Raw genomic sequence first — 17009 nt, 5'->3', positions numbered from 1 at the left:
CGTTCCTCCTCTGATATGTCTTCAGTCCGGGTCCCTGCGAAGGGTGGACCCGCTGTCCTGGTCGAAAAGATGGATCTTGCCGGTGTCCGCCTCGAAGGTCAGGATCTCGCCCTCGGCAACCGCTCTGGGTTGCTGCATCCGGGCGGCGAAACTGACGGTGCCTGTTTCGGCGAACAGAATGCTCTCATTGCCGAGCGACTCGCTGAGCGGCACGCTTGCCTCAAACTCGACGGGCCGTTCCGGCTGAACGCCATGGCCGAACGGCACGATGTCCTCGGGTCGCAAACCGATGGTCACGGGCCGGCCCACGGCGGGAAGATTGAACCGCGCCGGATCGATCGGAAAGATGCCGTCGAACCCGTTGATCGTGACGCCGCCTGCGACCACGGTGCCGTCGAAGAAATTCATCTGCGGCGCCCCGATGAAACCTGCGACGAACTTGTTGGCCGGGCGGTTGAAGACATCCAGCGGGGCGCCCACCTGCTCGATATAGCCGTCACGCATGATCACGATCACATCGGCCATGGTCATCGCCTCGACCTGATCGTGGGTCACATAGACGATTGTGTTGTGCAGCCGCTGGTGGAGCTTCTTGATCTCCACGCGCATCTGGTTGCGGAGCTTCGCGTCGAGGTTCGACAATGGTTCGTCGAACAGAAAGACCTTGGGTTCGCGCACGATAGCCCGGCCCATGGCGACGCGCTGGCGCTGCCCGCCCGACAGGTTCGCCGGCTTGCGGTCCATATAGGGGCCCAGTTCCAGCACATCGGCGGCAAAGGCCACGCGCCGCTCGATCTCGTCCTTCGCGACGCCCGTGATACGCAATCCGAAACTCAGGTTCTTGCGCACGGTCATATGCGGATAAAGCGCATAGGACTGGAACACCATCGAGACACCGCGCTTTCGCGAGGGCAGATCGTTCACGACCTCGCCACCAATGGAGATTTCGCCGTAGGAGATGCTTTCCAGCCCCGCGATCATCCGCAGGGTCGTTGACTTGCCGCAGCCCGAAGGCCCGACCAGCGCCACGAAAGACTTGTCCTCGATCTTGAGGTTGATGCCCTTGACCGCGGGGTGGGTGCCATAGGCCTTCACGGCATTCTTCAGAACGACCTCTGCCATCTCAGGTCTCCGGCATGGTGAGAGACGCGGTTTTCACCGAAGGGTCCGCGTAGCGGCGTTCCGGAAACACCGAATACCAGTCCGGACGGGCCGGGTCCCGATCATAGGGGTAGCCGCCGACCCGTTTGTAATGCTCGCCGTATTCGGCCAGCTTCTCGCGGTCGACCTCCACCCCAAGCCCCGGCCCCTCGGGAACCGCGATCGCGCCGTCGCGATAGCGGAGCTTGCCGCCGATGATGATGTCGTCGCTCAGATGGTGGTAATGGGCGTCTGCCGCAAAACTCAGGTTCGGCAGCGCCGCCCCGAGATGCAGCATCGAGGCCAGCTGCACGCCAAGCTCTCCCGAGGAATGAACCGCCGCGCCGTATTGGAAAGTTTCAAGCACCTGCCCGGCTTTGTGCGCCTGCCGCAGGCCGCCCCAGAAGGTCGTGTCCAGCAGGATCACATCAACCAGATCGTGGCGTATGCATTGGGCCAGTTGCTCGAAATTGACGACCACGGCGTTGGTCGCCGTGGGGATGCGCACGAACTGACGGACCCGGCGCATCCCCTCCAGCCCCCAGGTCGGATCCTCGAAATACTCGTTGTTGAGGCCCTCGATAGCCTGGCCGACGCGGATCGCCTCCTCCACCGACCAGACGGAGTTTGGATCGAGCCTGAGACCGTCTTCGGGAAATGCCTCCGCCAGAGCGCGGAACACTTCGAGGTCATGGTCGGGGGTGAAATGGCCGCCCTTCAGCTTGTGCGTGCGGAAGCCGTATTGCTGCTTGAGCGCCTTGGCATGGGCAACGATCTCGTCGGCATATGTCTCGCCGCCTTTTCCGGTTTCGGCGTTTTCGTAGCGGTAGAAGATGTAGCTTGCGAACGGCACCTCCTCCCGCAAAGCGCCGCCAAGCAGATCGCAGGCGCGCAGGCCCAGTGTCTTGCCGGCCAGATCCACGCTTGCCATTTCAAGGGCGGCATGGAGCTGCACACGGTTGTTGTAGAGGGACCCGACCGGGTTCATGATCTTCCAGCGCATCTGCTCCAGCTGCAGCGGGTCATGGCCCTCCAGGTAGGGCTTCAGCGCCAGAATGGCGGCCTCCGCCGAGGCACCGCCGCCCCCCATTTCGCCAAAGCCGCTCAAGCCGTTGTCGCCCACCACCTCGACGATGGTGCGCACGAACCGGCCCCAATGGGCCCCGTTCGAGTGCCGCAGCGGGGCCTCCAGCGGGACGGCGACGGTGTAGGCCTTGAGATCGACGATGCGCGTCATTTCGGATCCTTTGGAGTGCCTGCAATCTGGGTGAGAAGGCCGCCATCCACGCGCACTGTCTCCCCGGTTATGAAAGAGGCGTCGTCGGACAACAGGAAGGAAACGACCGCGGCCACCTCTTCCGCCCGTGCGACGCGCCCAAGCGGATGCATGCCGTTCAGCACATCCCGGACCTGGTCGGGCGCGTCGGCCAGCGATACGGCCCAGTCGAGCATCGGCGTCTGCACCGCACCGGGGGCCACCATGTTCACCCGGACGCCCCGTTCGGCGAAATCCATCGCCATCGACCGGACAAGTCCCAATAGCCCATGCTTCGAGGCCGTGTAGGCCGCCACGTTCCGTTGCGATGCGAGGCTTTGAACAGACCCCATGAAAACAATGGCGCCCCGCGTGTCCAGCACCTGCGGCAGGGCGGCCCTTGCGATGTTGAACGCACCCGTGAGGTTGACGGAAAGGACTTCGTTCCAAAGCTCCGGATCGGTATCGGCGGCGGTGCCGTAGCGCTGGATGCCTGCGTTGTGAGAGACACCGGAAAGCCCCCCGAAGGCCGCGATGCCTGCGCGGACGGCATGTTCGCACGCGGCGGGATCGGTCACCGACCCTTCTACAAGAATTGCGCGGGTCTCCGACCCTGGCGGAAGCATGTCAGGGTCGACAGGCCGGGTATCCAGCAACACGGCATGTCCGCCATCGTTCAGGATGCGACAGGCCACTGCCAAGCCTATGCCGCTTGCTGCGCCAGTAATCAAAACTGCTGTCATCCCGAATCTCCCTATTAGTATTACTACCATACCAGTTTGATTTGTAAACCCGCGGCTTGTGCTCGGATTAGCCGCTTTGTCTCGCCCCTTTCAGACCGGAAGCATGGATGCAAAGTCCGAGTGGTTTTCGGGCTCCGGCTGTTGTCTGCGAACGGCGGGAAACCGCATGGCGCTAGGTAGATGTTCTTTATTTGTTCCCTTTCATGCGATAGGGTCTCCGGGCCATGCAACTCTTGCTTAACCTTGATGATCGAACCCATGAGCTGACGGATATCCACCAGCGTCTGAAGCGGCATTTCGGCCTGCAAGGGCCCTATCGGGCGCTCGATCCGGTCAGTCAGCTGGTGATGGCACTTATCGGAGGAAAGACCCGGGGCGAGGTTTCGCTGTCCGCTTTCGAAGGTCTTGTCGCCCGGTTCGGGCATTGGGAGGCTGTGAGGGACGCGCCCGTTGCCGAAATCTATGAGGTAATCCGCGGGGTCACTTTCGCGGAACTCAAGGCGCCGCGCCTCAAGGCATCGCTTCTGGCGGTGACCCGGGCCCATGGTGCACTCACGCTCTCACCTCTCGAAGACATGGCTGTCTGCGACGCGCTTGCATGGCTGGAACGTCTGCCTGGCGTGGGGCGGAAGGTCGCGGCTGCAACACTCAACTTCAGCACATTGCGCAAGGCGGCTCTGGTCATAGATTCGCACCATTTGCGGGTGCTTCGGCGGCTTGGATATGTCGGCCCGCGGACCGGCATCGCGCAGGCCTATGACCTTGTCATGCCGCTGCTGCCCGAGAGCTGGACCGCGAGGGATTTCGATCAGCACCACCAGCTCATGAAGGTTCTTGGTCAGGAGATTTGCCGAAACGGCGTTCCGATCTGCGAGCGTTGCCCGCTCCGGTCTGTCTGCGCGACGGCGCAGCGCGATGGCCGCCGCCGTCATGATGCGGGGCAACGGCGGCAGGCGTGACGCTCTACTCCGGCTTCTCCAGGATCCGGTTCACCAGCATGATCATGTCCCGCATGTTGAGCGGTTTCGCGGCTTCCCCGACCTCCTCGTCGAAGGAGAGGCTGTTAACACGATAGGGGTTCTCCCGGCCGAACCGCGCGAAAAGCGCGTCATTCTTCGCCTCGAATGCCGCGATGATCGAGGCCCGGTCTTCCGTCGGGATGTCCAGCTTGGGCCGACCGGAAAAGAGGTTGAGTGCAACCCGGAAGAGACGCGCCTGCCGTTCGGCGGGCATGTCGATCATCTTCGAGAGGCGTATGATCTCCCCGACGATACCGGGAACTCTCGGGTTGTCGCGTTGGAGCGGCGGCGCAAGGTGACCGGCCAGCCCGAGATGATCGATAATGACGTCGACGGGGGATTTCGACTCGTAGTCGAGAAGGGTCACGTTGTCCTGGCCGAACAGCTCGATCCAGTTGCCGATACATGTATTGGCATGCATGTCCGGATCGATCTCATGCGGGTTTTCAAGGAAGTATCCGATGGGCCGGCGAAACGAGTTTCCCGGATGCTTGATGTTCTGGTTGTAGAGGGAAAGCAGCATGTCGTCCGGTCTGCGCACGACCGCGATGATCCTGACCGGCCATTCGCCAAGCCGCTCGGCCAGAAGGCGCAGTTTTCCAAGGGGGATTGAGAACAGTTCCTCGCTGGAAACGAAGACCTTTTCGGCTTTGGTCTCCGAAATCGCGCGGCACAACAGGTCGAGCTGGGCACGCGCTTCGGCACATCCGCCGGCCACATCGAAGGACTGGGCACGGAGCGCGAAGGCGAGACGGTGCTGCGCGTAATGATACCAGTTGGTGTCGGGATACAGCACCCCGTGGTTTTCCAGCAGCTCCCGGTTTTCCGCGAACAGCCGTTGCAGGGTTGTGGTGCCGGTCTTGTGAGCGCCGATATGGAGGATCACTTCGGGCATTGTTCGGTCATCCCCCTCACGCCTGTCTCATCAAGGCCGCATTGCTCGGCGCCATGCCAAGCCTATCGGCAAGATGGTTAACGATGGCTTGATGTCGATTCGATTTGGTCACTCCGAGGTTCAATCCAGAAAGCACAGTCCCGTTCTGCGGGCAACGCGGCTGCCTTGTCATGGGCCGGGATCGGGGGATGCCCGCCGATTGCCGGGGACCGTTTCAGACCAGGCGCGCGGCAACGCCCTTGCCCCGTTCTGCGGGTCACGGTCAGCGGGCGAGGCCCTCCGCCTCCAGAAATCGCATCGATGCGGGGATTTTCGAGGCGTCCCGCAATTCCATCAACAGACGCGGGCGCACCGGCAGCGCCGCGATGGCTTCGAAAACCTGATGCCATCGGATCGTGCCCTGACCGATGGGCCAATGCCGGTCTGCATAGCCATCGGCATCCTGAAGATGGACGTGGTCGAGCCGCGCGCCGGCCCGGGTGACGAAGAAATCCACAGGCGGCGCGCCGGTGGCGTGATGGGCGTAATGCGCGTGCCCGGTATCAATCGAGAGCTTCACCGCATCCGAGCCAAAGCTTTCGGCCAGCTCCGCCCGATCATCGGGTGCGATGTCTTCGATGTTTTCGATCACCAGCGTTACGCCCTGCGCCTCGGCGCGGTCGACCACCTTGCGCATCACCGCATGGGTCTGCGCGATCTTGCGTTCCCGTGCCGAAGGGGCGTTGCCCACCCGGGGATTATTGTCGAAATTGTTGTAGTCCCAGGTGGTGTAGGGCGAATGGACGACCATCTGCGTCGCCCCGAGCGCGGCGCAGATATCCAGCCCGATCATGAACCGGCGGGTGATGATCGGGGCGATTTCGGGGTCATCATTGTCGATCGGCACGCCGATGAAAGGCCCGTGAATGCCAAGCCGCCCGTCGAAGCCGTCCAGAAGCGATTTTGCTTGATCGACAGGGGATTGCCAGTCGCCAAGAAGGATCTCGGTGTTCAGGAAATCCTGCAATTCCAGATCGCGCTGCCCGTCGATCAGCCAGTCGCGAAAGGTGGGCAGATCGGCCGTGGTGAGGGCTGCGCCGACTGTCAAAGGGGTCGTCATCTGCGGGGCCTTTCGTTCAGAACACGCGTCGGCCGGCGCGCCATACCGCGCTGACCTGAGGTTGCTGCCCGACCAGCCGTATCGCGACCAGATCGGCGCGCAGGCCCGTGGCGATACGGCCCCGGTCGGTCAGTCCCGCAACCCGCGCCGGTGCATCCGTCACCATCGCCACGGTCTGTGGCAGGTCGTATGGCAGGGCCGGGTCGCTGGCGATGGCGAAGGCTGCGTCAAGCGGGCTGCGCGGCACGTAATCCGACGCCAGTACATCCACCAGCCCCTCGGCCAGAAGCTCGCGCACGGCGACATTGCCGGACTGGGATCCGCCGCGCAGATAGTTCGGGGCCCCGGCAACGATTGTCTGGCCGTGGCCGCGGGCGCGCCGCGCCGCCCCGATCGTCGTCGGAAACTCAGAAATGGTGACACCTTCGGCCTGGGCCTGATCCACATGGGCAAGGGTCCGGTCGTCATGAGCCATCAGCGGGATGTCGTGGCGCTGGGCGGCGGAAACCACATGGCTGCGGACCTTTGGTCCGAACCGCGCGGAGCGTTCCAGCAGTTCGGCCATCCGCTCGCGGCCTTCGGCCTCGCTCAATTCCATATCGCGGATCATGTGCCAGAACCATTTCTCGATGTTCGGGCTCTGCCTGTCGCCCGGCGTATGGTCCATGACCGAAATCAGATGGGCGATGTCGCGGGTCACATTCGCGTCGACCAGAGCAATGGTCGCCGGGTCCGAGACCTCGCAGCGCATGTGCAGAAAATGCTCTGCGCGGAACATGCCCTTGCGCTGGCCATGTTCCAGCGCGTCGATCAGGGGCCCGAGTATCGTCCTGCGCTCGGGCCGCTGCATCGAGGCGCCGACGGACAGGCTGTCGAACACCGTTGTCGTGCCGCCGGATATCACAACCGCATCATGGGCCATGAGGGCGGGCAGAAAGGCCCACTGCACGTGGCTTCGCGGGTGAATATGGGTCTCCACATGGTCGGTGTGCAGATCGACGATGCCGGGGATCAGGATCTGACCGTCCAGATCGACGCCGCCGGTGATCCCCGGGCCGATCTCGGCAATCGTCCCGCCCTCCACCGCCACACCGCCGGTCACGCACCCGGTCGGGGTTACCAGAGTGGCGTTGCTGATCAGCAGCGGACGATCGGCGGGGGCATCGAACATCGCGTTGGTCCTTGTTCGGAGGTGGAGGGAAGGGCGTTCGGGATTCGGCCTTTCTTGACAATGCTAGTGTAACGGATCCGTGCAAGGGCGGTGACAGTTTCATGACAAGCCCGGCTTTGTCTTTCGGCGGACGGGATATCGCGATTAGGGTCGCCCCAGACACGCCATATCCCGCGAGACTTGCCGATGGACCAAACACGCCTGAGCCCCAGCCCGAGCATCCACCCCGAGGCGGAGGTGGCCGACGACGTCACCCTCGGCCGGTGGACGGAGGTAGGCCGCCGGACCCGGATCAAAGCCAGCGAGATGGGCGATTACTCCTACATCACCGAGGATGGCCACGTGGTCTGGACCACGATCGGCAAGTTCTGTTCCATCGCCAATGGCGCGCGGATCAACCCGGGCAACCATCCCACGTGGCGGGTTTGCCAGCATCACGCGATCTACCGCGCCGAAGCGTACGGTCTGGGAGAGGATGACGCGGAGTTTTTCGAATGGCGCAAGGACAACTGGGTGACCCTGGGCCATGATGTCTGGATCGGTCACGGCGTGACCGTGACCGCGGGTGTCACCATCGGCACCGGGGCGGTGATCGGCGCCGGCGCCGTCGTCACGCGCGATGTACCGCCCTACACGATCATGGGCGGCGTTCCAGCCCGGGAGATCCGGCCGCGCTTCTCCAGATCGCAGGGCGAGGCGCTGATGGACATCGCCTGGTGGGATTGGTCCCATGATCAATTGCGGGACGGTTTGCCCGATTTTCGGGCACTCGATATCGATGCCTTCATCGAAAAATACGGTGCCTCCGCATGATGCCCGACGAGGTGTCGCATTGGAAAGCGCGCGCGCGCCAAAGGCTTGCGCGCGCAAGCGGCGGATTTGTCTAGACGCGGTTTACAGAGGTTTAACAATTCCGTCGCCAAACCGTCACGACAGGCCCCTACGCAGCCCTTGCACCTAAGGGGACCGGGGCCACAAGGGACGGCCCTGGCTCTGAACATAGAAACGTTCAGGACAGGACAAACCAAATGCTCAAGATGACATTGACCGCCGCGATTATCGGCGCCACCGCATTGACCTCCACCGCGGCACTTGCCCAGGCTTCTGACTGGCGTGAAGAGGTTCCGGTTTTCAGGATCGGCATTCTGGGCGGCGAGAACGAGGCCGACCGCCTGCGTGAACATGCCTGCCAGCAGGCCTATCTGGAAGAGCGTCTCGGCATTCCGGTCGAGCTTTATCCGGCATCCGACTACGCGGGCGTGATGCAGGGCCTTCTGGCCGGCCAGCTGGAATTCGCCGGCCTCGGCTCCTCGGGTTATGCGGGTATCTCCCTGCAGGATCCCGACGCGGTCGAGCCGCTTTACACCACGATGCAGATCGACGGCTCGCTTGGCTATTACGCGGTGATGTATACCCGCGCCGACAGCGGCATCACCTCGCTTGAGGAGATGGAAGGCCACTCCCTTGCCTTTGCCGACCCCAACTCCACGTCCGGCTATCTGGTGCCGTCCTACGAACTGGCCGCCGAAGAGGGGCTCGTGCTGGAGGCGTTCTTCTCGGAAACGGGTTTCGGCGGTGGTCATGAACAGGCCGTCATCGCGGTTCTGAACGGGCAGTACGACGCCGGCGTGACCTGGACCTCGGGCGTGGGCGATATCAACGAAGGCTACAGCCGCGGCAACCTGCGCTCGATGGTGGACAAGGGCATGCTGGACATGTCCGAGATCCAGATCATCTGGCGGTCGAACCTGATCACCAATGGCCCCCGCGTGATCCGCTCCGACCTGCCGCAGGAACTGAAGGATCTGGTCATGGGCGCGATGATGCAGTTGCAGGTCGCAGATCGCGACTGCTTCGATGCGATCAATGACGGCGAGTCCATGGGCTACTGGCCGATCAACCATGAGTTCTACGAGCCGATCATCAACATGCGTCGCGAGCTTCAGGGCGAGCGCTAGGCGGCATCTGTCCATACCGGGGTCGGGCCAAGTGCCCGGCCCCGTTTTCGTATCTCGCCTGTGTGCCGATCGGACCGGGACGGTCACGGCGCAAGGTCCACTTCTTCAGGGGGCACCTTTAGATGCTGAAGCTAGACAACCTGACCCGCCGGTTTGGCGATACCGCTGCCGTCGACCGGGTGAACCTTGAAATCGCCGAGGGCCAGATGGTCGGCATCATCGGCCGGTCGGGGGCCGGCAAGTCGACGCTCCTGCGCCTGCTGAATCGGCTGACGGACCCTTCGGAGGGGCAGATCCTGTTCGGGGACAGGGACATCGCGCAACTGAAGGGGCGCGATTTGCGCCAGTGGCGTTCGGACTGCGCGATGATCTTTCAGCAGTTCAATCTGGTGGGTCGCCTGGATGTGTTGACCAATGTGTTGACGGGCCGGCTTTTCGATCTGCCTGCCTGGCGGGCGCTGGCGCAGATCTACACCCCGGCGGAGCGCGCATTCGCGGTTCAGGCGCTGGACCGGCTGACCATGGCGCATACCGCCTTGCAGCGGGCCGAGACGCTTTCGGGCGGTCAGCAGCAGCGTGTGGCCATCGCCCGCGCCCTTGCGCAGGAGCCGAAGATCCTGCTGGCCGATGAGCCGATCGCCTCCCTTGATCCGCTGAATGCGAAGATCGTGATGGACGCGCTGCGCACCATCAACCAGCAAGACGGCATTACCGTCATCTGCAACCTCCACACGCTGGATACCGCCCGCGATTACTGCGACCGGATCATCGGCATGCAGGCCGGGCGGGTGGTGTTCGACGGCACGCCCGCGCAGCTCACGCAAGGCATGGCGCGGGAAATCTACGGGGCCGAGGCCGATCAGGCCTTCAACGAGGCCGCGACCTCCACTAGTCTGGCGCCCGGTCCCCGACCGCGCGCCAAGGAAGCGGTGTGAGGGCCCCCGGGATGAGCGATCAGACCGCAGACAGCTCCGTTGCACTCTTCGAACGGCACCGGGCCGAGCTGAAGGCCTCCAAACGCACCATGAACCTGATCATGCTGGCGGCCTTTCTGGTCTGCCTCGCGCTGTCGGTCTGGATCAGCCAGTTCTATCCCGAGCGTCTGGCCAACGGGATCCCGCGTATCTTCGAGTATTTCGGCACGATCATCCCGGATCTGCAATGGGGCAACCTGCTGGAGGGCAGGACGGAGGAAGGCCGCGCTGTGCCGGGCTCCATCACCTACTGGTACACGGATTTCTGGCTCTATCTGGAGCTGATCTGGGAAACGATCCTGATGGCCATCACGGCAACGCTGATCGGAACGGCGGTGGCCTTTGTCCTCAGCTTTCCGGCGGCGGCCAACCTCGCCCCCAACAGCTGGATCTACTGGGTGTCACGTCGCTTTCTCGAAATTTGCCGTGGCATCCCCGAGATCCTCTTGGCGCTTGTCTTCGTCTTCATGATCGGGATTGGCCCGCTTGCCGGGGTGATCGCCATCGCGATCCATTCGGCCGGCGCATTGGGCAAGCTTTTCGCCGAGGTGAACGAGAACGCTTCGTCACGCCCGGTGGAGGGGATCACGGCGGTCGGCGGCACATGGGTGCAGAAAATGCTCTACGGTGTGGTGCCGCAGGTCACGCCGAATTTCGTAAGCTACGCGCTGCTCCGGTTCGAGGTGAATGTCCGCGCCTCCTCCATCATCGGCTTCGTCGGCGCGGGCGGCATCGGTCAGGAACTCAACCGTGTGATCAGTTTCTATTCCGATGACCGTGTGCTGGCGGTCCTGATCTTCGTCGTGCTGACCGTCACGATCATTGATCTGCTGAGCGAGCGGCTGCGCCTTGGCTATATCGGGCGGGAGAATTTCGCATGACCCTGGCTACCGTCACGGCGGTCTCCGATGCCGAGATCGCGGAAATCCGCGCCCGCCACCCCGGCGTTTTCGACACACCCGGCAAACTCGTCAGACGCTGGGCGCCCTGGGCGGTTGCCGTCCTCTACGTGTTCTGGTCGCTCTGGTACTTCGACATCGCGCGGTTCTTCGAGACGTCCGACCGTGTTCTGTCGCTTCTTCGGGCCTTCGTGGTCTGGGAGGACATGGCCAACTGGCAATATGCCAATATCTATCGCGGGATTGCCGAAACCTTGGCGATGGCCTTTCTGGGCACGCTTCTGGGCACGATCGGCGCCTTGTTCGTGGGGTTCATGGCCGCTCGCAACATCGTGACCTTCGCGCCGCTTCGGCAAGTGGTGCGACGGTTTCTCGACATTCTGCGCGGCATCGACCAGCTGGTCTGGGGCCTTGTCTTCGTGCGGGCCGTGGGGCTGGGGCCGCTTGCCGGCGTGCTAGCGATCTTCGTCAGTGACGTGGGCACCTTGTCCAAGCTCTATTCGGAGGCGATCGAGAACATCGATCGCAAGCAGGTCGAGGGCGTGAAATCCACCGGGGCCGGGCCGCTTCAGGTCATCCGCTACGGCTACATTCCCCAGGTTCTGCCGGTATTCATCTCTCAGTCGCTCTATTTTCTGGAAAGCAACACGCGCTCGGCCACGATCCTCGGTATCGTCGGCGCGGGCGGGATCGGGATGATCATCATCGAACGGTTCCGGGCGTCGCTCTACGATCAGGTCGCCTTCGTCGTTCTGAACGTGCTGATCCTTATCTTCGCCATCGACTGGTTGTCGAAACGGGTGCGGGGCTGGGCCATCGGGACGCAGGAACGCTAGATCTTCCGCCGCTCTGACGCGGTCGCCCCGACCGCAGAACTTGCGCCTGCCCATAGTTGCATGCTCAATCACCCCCGATCCGAGGGGGAGGAGAGCATGAACACGGCCCATTGGTTGTTGCGAACCGCCGGCGTGGCGGGTGACCGCCCGGCCTTGATGCGGGGCGCGAAGCCGGTGGCGAGCTATGCCGAGTTTGCCGCGCGCGCCGGGGCTCTGGCCCGCGCGCTTGCCGATGGCGGGCTGATGCCGGGGGACCGCATCGGTATTTTCATGACCAATTGCCCGGACTACCTGATCGTCTGCTACGGTGTCTGGATCGCCGGTGGCGCCGTCGTGCCGATCAACGCAAAGCTGCATGCGAAAGAGACCGCGTGGATCGTCAAGGACAGCGGCGCGCAGAGGGTCTTCGTGACCCCGGATCTGGCGGAGGCCCTTGCCGCCGAAACGGATACCGACCTGATCGACATCTCTGGCAGCCGCTTTGCGCGCATGACTTCGGGCGGCCGGCTGCCGCCCGTCAGCCGGAGTTCGGACGATCTGGCATGGCTGTTCTACACTTCGGGCACGACCGGCAAGCCCAAGGGTGTACGGATAACCCACGGGATGCTGGCCGCGACCTCGCTCTGCTACCCCGTCGATGTCGATCCGGTCAGCCCGGAAGACGCTGCGTATTACGCGGCCCCGATGAGCCATGGGGCGGGCTTGTACGCCCTGATCCACGTGCGCATGGGCGCGCGGCATATCTGCCCCGTCGGCGGCGGGTTCGACCCGGCGGAGCTGCTGGAGCTTTCGGAACGTTTCGGCCCGACCTCGATGTTTCTGGCGCCGACCATGGTGCGCCGTCTGACGGATGCCGCCAAGGCCGCGGGTCGAGACGGCCGCGGGATCAAGACCATCGTTTATGGCGGCGGCCCGATGTATCTGGCCGATATCGAAGAGGCGGTGGACTGGTTCGGCCCCAAATTCGTTCAGATCTATGGGCAGGGCGAGTGCCCGATGGCCATTTCCGCCCTGTCGCGCGGGGATGTCGCGGATCGGGCGCACCCGAACTGGCGGGCGCGGCTGGCCTCGGTCGGGCGGGCCCAGTCCATGGTGGAAATCGCCATCGGGGATGACGCCGGCACGCCCTTGCCCCAAGGCACCCCCGGCGAGATCATGGTGCGCGGCGCGCCTGTCATGCCCGGATACTGGAATGACCCCGACGCGACCGCGAAGACCCTGAAAGACGGCTGGCTGATGACCGGCGATATCGGGCAGCTGGACGCCGACGGTTACCTGACATTGCAGGACCGGTCGAAGGATGTGATCATTTCCGGCGGCAGCAACATCTACCCCCGCGAGATCGAGGAGGTGCTTTTGCAGCATCCGTCGGTGCATGAGGTTTCGGTTGTCGGGCGAGCCTCCGCGGAGTGGGGGGAGGAGGTGGTCGCCTTCGTGGTCAGCGCGCCGGGTGACGAGATGGACCCGGCCGTGCTGGAGGCCCATTGCATCGAGCATATCGCCCGGTTCAAGCGCCCGAAACGCTATATCTCGATGCCGGACCTGCCCAAGAACAACTATGGGAAGATACTCAAGACCGAACTGCGCAGATTTCTGGAGGAGGAGAGATGACCGATCTGAGAGGGAAGACCGCGCTGGTCACCGGCTCGGTTCAGGGTATTGGACTGGCGATTGCCGAGGCGCTGGCCGGCGCCGGCGCCCGGATCGCGGTTCACGGGCTGGCGGGCGATGCGCAGATCCATGAGGTTTGCGAGCATCTGCGCAAGCTTGGCGCGCCGCAGGCGGAGTTTTTCAACGGGGATCTGCGCCACCCCGACCGCATCGTGGAGTTGATGGAGGCGGTGGAGGCATGGGGCGGCGCGGATATTCTGGTGAACAACGCAGGGATCCAGCATACAGCACCCCTGACCCGGATGCCGCGCGAGGCATGGGAGGCAATCCTTGCCGTCAACCTTTCCGCCGCGTTTCACACGATGCAGGCGGCCCTGCCGGGCATGGCGGAGCGGGGCTATGGCCGGGTCATCAACATCGCCTCCGTTCACGGGCTGGTCGCTTCGACGAAAAAGGCGCCCTATGTGGCGGCGAAATTCGGGCTTGTGGGGCTCAGCCGCGTCGCGGCCCTCGAATATGCGACGGCGGGTTCCCGGGCATCGGGCGGGGTGACGGTCAATTGCATCTGCCCCGGCTGGACCGAGACCGCGATCATCGGGCCGCAGATCGAAGCACGCGCCAGGGCGCATGGCGATGACCGCGACGCGGGGATCGCCGATCTTCTGGCAGAAAAGCAACCGACACTCCGGATGTCCGATCCGGCTGAAATCGGGGCGATGGCGCTGTGGCTCTGCGCGCCCGTCGCCCATAACATCACGGGGACGTCAATTCCGGTGGACGGGGGCTGGACCGCGCAATAGCGGCTACGCCGGGCCGACACGTTCCTGCGTGACCGACATGGATTTCACGATGGCATGCAGCGCCAGCCCGGGTTTCAGATCAAGCGCGCGGACGGATCGTTTGGTGACCCGCGCGACAAGGGTCTGACCCTGATGATCCAACCTGACCAACGCGCCCGAGCCGGGTCCCGCCGCGATGCCCAGAACCGTCGCGGGAAGGACGTTCAGCGCACTGATCCCCTGCGGCACCTCGCGCATCAACATCACGTCGCGCGCATCCAGCCGCAGGCGCAGCCGGTCGTCCATCGCGCCGATACGCCCCGGCAGCCAGATCGGATGCTGACCGATGCGCGCTTCCGTCAGGCCGTCCCGCTCATCATATCCGGCGACCGTCACATGCAGGATCGCGCCGGCCACATCCCGGCTGATCTGGTCCCCGGTCTCGCCGCCCGCGAACACATCCGCCGCCGGGCCGATTGCGCGCATCTGTCCCTTGTCCATCAGGATGACGGTATCTGCGAGACGGGCAACCTCGCTCACATCATGGCTGACATAGAGGATCGGGATCCCGACCTGATCGCGAAGCCTCTCGAAATAGGGCAGAAGCTCCGCCTTCCTCCGCGTGTCGAGGGCCGAAAGCGGCTCGTCCATCAACAGAAGATCCGGGGCGGACAGCAACGCGCGGCCAAGGGCGACCCGCTGGCCTTCGCCGCCGGACAGCGTGGCGGGACGGCGGTTCAGAAGCTCCCCAAGGCCAAGCAGAGCGACCAGCGGGTCGAACCCGAGCGGCAGGGCGCGGCCCTTTGCGCGCGCCTCGCCATAGCGCAGGTTGGCGGCAACGGTCATATGCGGGAACAGGCGCGGTTCCTGAAAGACATATCCAATCTGGCGATCCGCTGTGGCCATGCTGATGCCTGCGCCGGTGTCCAGCAGCAGGCGCTCGCCGATCCGGAGCCGCCCCTGATCGGGATGCAGCAAACCGGCGACGGCGCGCAGCACGCTTGTCTTGCCCGCGCCGGAGGGGCCGAAGATGGCCGTCAGCCCGCCCTCCAGCGTGCAATCGATGGAAAGCTCCATATCCGGAAACCGGTGATGCAGGCTCAACTGGATGCTCATGATCCGCGCACCCGTTTCGCCATGTTGCGCGCCAGCCATTCCGAAGCGACGAGTGCCGCCGCCGACAGGGCGATGGACATCACGATCAGCCGCAGCGCCGCGTTCTCCTGCCCGGGGACCTGCAACAGGCTGTAGATTGCCGTGGGGATGGTCTGGGTCTGGCCGGGGATGTTGGAGACGAAGGTGATCGTCGCACCAAACTCGCCCAATGCTTTGGCGAAGCCAAGGACGGTACCGGCCAGTATGCCCGGCAGCATCAGCGGTAGGGTAACCGTTGCAAAGATGCGCAGACGGGAGGCCCCGAGGGTCGCCGCGGCCTCCTCCAGCTTCGGGTCCACCGCGTCAAGTGCCAGACGGATCGCACGAACCATCAACGGGAAGGCCATGATCGCGCAGGCCAGCGCCGCCCCGGTCCAGCGGAACGCGAAGGTCAGGCCAAGTGTGGCCTCGAAAAAACGACCCAACGGCCCCTGGGAGCCGAAGAGGACAAGCAGAAGATATCCCGTGACCACGGGCGGCAGCACCAGCGGCAGATGAACCGCGATGTTCAGCGCCTCGCGCCCCCAGAACCGGCCGCGGGCCAGCGCCATCGCCGCAAGGATGCCAAAGGGCAGGCTTGCCAGCGTCGCCCATATTGCGACCTGTAGCGACAGGGCGACCACCTGCCACTCCGCCGGGCCAAGTCCAAATGTCATTCCGGCACCTCGAACCCGTGGGATCGAAAGATCGCCATGGCCTGCGGCGAGGTGAGAAATGCCAGAAACGCGGCCGCTTCCGGGTGCGTGCTGGCCGTCATCAGGGCGGCGGGATAGCGGATCGGGTCATGCAGCGTATCGGGGATCAGCACCTCGATCGCGACGCCGGGCTCTGCCAGCGCGTCGGTGCGGTAGACAATTGCCCGGGCGACCTCCCCCCGCGCGGCGAGGGCGAGCGCGATGCGCACATTTTCGGTCTGGACGATGCGGGGTATGAGATCTTCAAGCAGATCCGAGGCCTCAAGCGCCTGGCGCGCATATATCCCGGCAGGGACCGCCTCCAGAAATCCGGTCGCAATCCGGGCATCCCCGGGCAGCGCGGCCAGTGCGGCGGCAAGATCTTCGACCGGATGAACGGCATCTGCCGGCCCGGCGAGGACCAGCCGGTTGGCAAGCAGTGCGATAGTCCGTTCGGGGGCGGAGATGCCGCGTTCGGCCAGATGCGCGATCCAGGCCATGTTGGCGGACAGGAACAGATCCGCCGGTGCACCAGCCTCGATCTGCCGGGCAAGGGCGGAACTGCCTGCGTAGGACACCGACAGCGGCGCGCCGGTCCAGACGGCGGCCACCTCGTCCAGCGCCTCGCGCAGGCTGGCCGCCGCGAAGATCAGAATGGTGTCGGCGCGCGCCTGACTCACCCCGCCAAAGGGGGCGAGGCTCAGAAAAAGCGCGGCCAGTGCCGGCAGAAGCCGGCTTGAAAAAGCTCTGGGATGCAGACGGCTGGAAGGTTGGGATCTTGTACTCATCTGCGCAATTGCG

General features: G+C 64.0%; 17 protein-coding genes. 8 read left to right on the top strand and 9 right to left on the bottom strand.

Annotation, left to right across the window (positions count from 1 at the left end; genetic code table 11):
• Positions 1-21: 21 nt before the first annotated feature.
• Genes ACQ651_RS14055 through ACQ651_RS14045 form a run of 3 tightly spaced genes read right to left on the bottom strand, consistent with a single transcriptional unit; the run spans position 22 to position 3138 of the window.
• Positions 22-1122: an ABC transporter ATP-binding protein gene (locus ACQ651_RS14055; protein WP_227286910.1), complete on the bottom strand. Its 1101-nt coding sequence runs from the start codon at positions 1120-1122 to the stop codon at positions 22-24.
• Between the two features lies 1 nt (position 1123).
• Positions 1124-2377, bottom strand: coding sequence for an enolase C-terminal domain-like protein (locus tag ACQ651_RS14050; protein ID WP_227286909.1), 1254 nt, complete (start codon positions 2375-2377; stop codon positions 1124-1126).
• Positions 2374-3138, bottom strand: coding sequence for an SDR family NAD(P)-dependent oxidoreductase (locus ACQ651_RS14045; RefSeq protein ID WP_430449591.1), 765 nt, complete (start codon positions 3136-3138; stop codon positions 2374-2376). The genes ACQ651_RS14050 and ACQ651_RS14045 overlap by 4 nt, the downstream gene beginning before the upstream one ends.
• A 224-nt stretch (positions 3139-3362) precedes the next feature.
• Between ACQ651_RS14045 and ACQ651_RS14040 the strand changes: the two genes are divergently transcribed.
• Positions 3363-4097, top strand: a complete 735-nt coding sequence (locus tag ACQ651_RS14040) for an endonuclease III domain-containing protein (protein WP_430449590.1) — start codon at positions 3363-3365, stop codon at positions 4095-4097.
• A gap of 4 nt (positions 4098-4101) precedes the next feature.
• Here the strand turns inward: ACQ651_RS14040 and ACQ651_RS14035 are convergent, their stop codons facing one another.
• From ACQ651_RS14035 to ACQ651_RS14025, 3 genes are all read right to left on the bottom strand, one after another.
• On the bottom strand, positions 4102-5052 hold the full coding sequence (locus tag ACQ651_RS14035) for a sulfotransferase domain-containing protein (protein WP_430449589.1): 951 nt from the start codon (positions 5050-5052) through the stop codon (positions 4102-4104).
• A 262-nt stretch (positions 5053-5314) separates the two neighbouring features.
• The gene (locus tag ACQ651_RS14030) at positions 5315-6151 is read right to left on the bottom strand and encodes a sugar phosphate isomerase/epimerase family protein (RefSeq protein ID WP_430449588.1); all 837 of its coding nucleotides are present in this window, start codon (positions 6149-6151) and stop codon (positions 5315-5317) included.
• Positions 6152-6167: 16 nt separating this feature from the next.
• Entirely contained in the window at positions 6168-7322 is a 1155-nt protein-coding gene (locus ACQ651_RS14025) for an alpha-D-ribose 1-methylphosphonate 5-triphosphate diphosphatase (protein WP_430449587.1), read from the bottom strand.
• Positions 7323-7508: 186 nt separating this feature from the next.
• On the opposite strand from ACQ651_RS14025, the gene ACQ651_RS14020 reads away from it, so the two are divergent.
• From ACQ651_RS14020 to ACQ651_RS13990, 7 genes are all read left to right on the top strand, one after another.
• Entirely contained in the window at positions 7509-8135 is a 627-nt protein-coding gene (locus tag ACQ651_RS14020; protein ID WP_375551452.1) for a DapH/DapD/GlmU-related protein, read from the top strand.
• A 215-nt stretch (positions 8136-8350) separates the two neighbouring features.
• Positions 8351-9280, top strand: coding sequence for a phosphonate ABC transporter substrate-binding protein (gene phnD / locus ACQ651_RS14015; RefSeq protein WP_430449586.1), 930 nt, complete (start codon positions 8351-8353; stop codon positions 9278-9280).
• A 122-nt stretch (positions 9281-9402) separates the two neighbouring features.
• Positions 9403-10215 carry a phosphonate ABC transporter ATP-binding protein gene (phnC, locus tag ACQ651_RS14010; protein ID WP_227286901.1) on the top strand — a complete coding sequence of 271 codons (813 nt, stop codon included), beginning with the start codon at positions 9403-9405 and terminating at the stop codon, positions 10213-10215.
• A gap of 11 nt (positions 10216-10226) precedes the next feature.
• Positions 10227-11135 carry a phosphonate ABC transporter, permease protein PhnE gene (gene phnE, locus ACQ651_RS14005; RefSeq protein ID WP_430449585.1) on the top strand — a complete coding sequence of 303 codons (909 nt, stop codon included), beginning with the start codon at positions 10227-10229 and terminating at the stop codon, positions 11133-11135.
• The gene (gene phnE / locus ACQ651_RS14000) at positions 11132-11989 is read left to right on the top strand and encodes a phosphonate ABC transporter, permease protein PhnE (protein ID WP_430449584.1); all 858 of its coding nucleotides are present in this window, start codon (positions 11132-11134) and stop codon (positions 11987-11989) included. Before phnE (ACQ651_RS14005) ends, phnE (ACQ651_RS14000) begins: the two co-directional genes overlap by 4 nt.
• Before the next feature lie 96 nt (positions 11990-12085).
• Positions 12086-13600: a class I adenylate-forming enzyme family protein gene (locus ACQ651_RS13995; RefSeq protein WP_430449583.1), complete on the top strand. Its 1515-nt coding sequence runs from the start codon at positions 12086-12088 to the stop codon at positions 13598-13600.
• A complete protein-coding gene (locus ACQ651_RS13990) occupies positions 13597-14400 on the top strand; it encodes a 3-hydroxybutyrate dehydrogenase (RefSeq protein ID WP_430449582.1) in 804 nt (267 codons plus the stop codon). Before ACQ651_RS13995 ends, ACQ651_RS13990 begins: the two co-directional genes overlap by 4 nt.
• Positions 14401-14403: 3 nt before the next feature.
• Here ACQ651_RS13990 and modC read toward each other — a convergent pair whose 3' ends face one another.
• Genes modC through modA form a run of 3 tightly spaced genes read right to left on the bottom strand, consistent with a single transcriptional unit; the run spans position 14404 to position 16996 of the window.
• Positions 14404-15495, bottom strand: a complete 1092-nt coding sequence (gene modC, locus ACQ651_RS13985; RefSeq protein WP_430449581.1) for a molybdenum ABC transporter ATP-binding protein — start codon at positions 15493-15495, stop codon at positions 14404-14406.
• Positions 15492-16190: a molybdate ABC transporter permease subunit gene (gene modB / locus ACQ651_RS13980; RefSeq protein ID WP_430449580.1), complete on the bottom strand. Its 699-nt coding sequence runs from the start codon at positions 16188-16190 to the stop codon at positions 15492-15494. Before modB ends, modC begins: the two co-directional genes overlap by 4 nt.
• The gene (gene modA, locus ACQ651_RS13975) at positions 16187-16996 is read right to left on the bottom strand and encodes a molybdate ABC transporter substrate-binding protein (protein ID WP_430449579.1); all 810 of its coding nucleotides are present in this window, start codon (positions 16994-16996) and stop codon (positions 16187-16189) included. The genes modB and modA overlap by 4 nt, the downstream gene beginning before the upstream one ends.
• Between the last annotated feature and the right edge of the window lie 13 nt (positions 16997-17009).

It is taken from the genome of Rhodophyticola sp. (assembly GCF_965284195.1).
In the GTDB taxonomy this organism is placed as follows: Bacteria; Pseudomonadota; Alphaproteobacteria; order Rhodobacterales; family Rhodobacteraceae; genus Rhodophyticola.
Note: the sequence above shows the minus strand (reverse complement) of the source record. Positions and strands in the feature narration are given on the sequence as shown.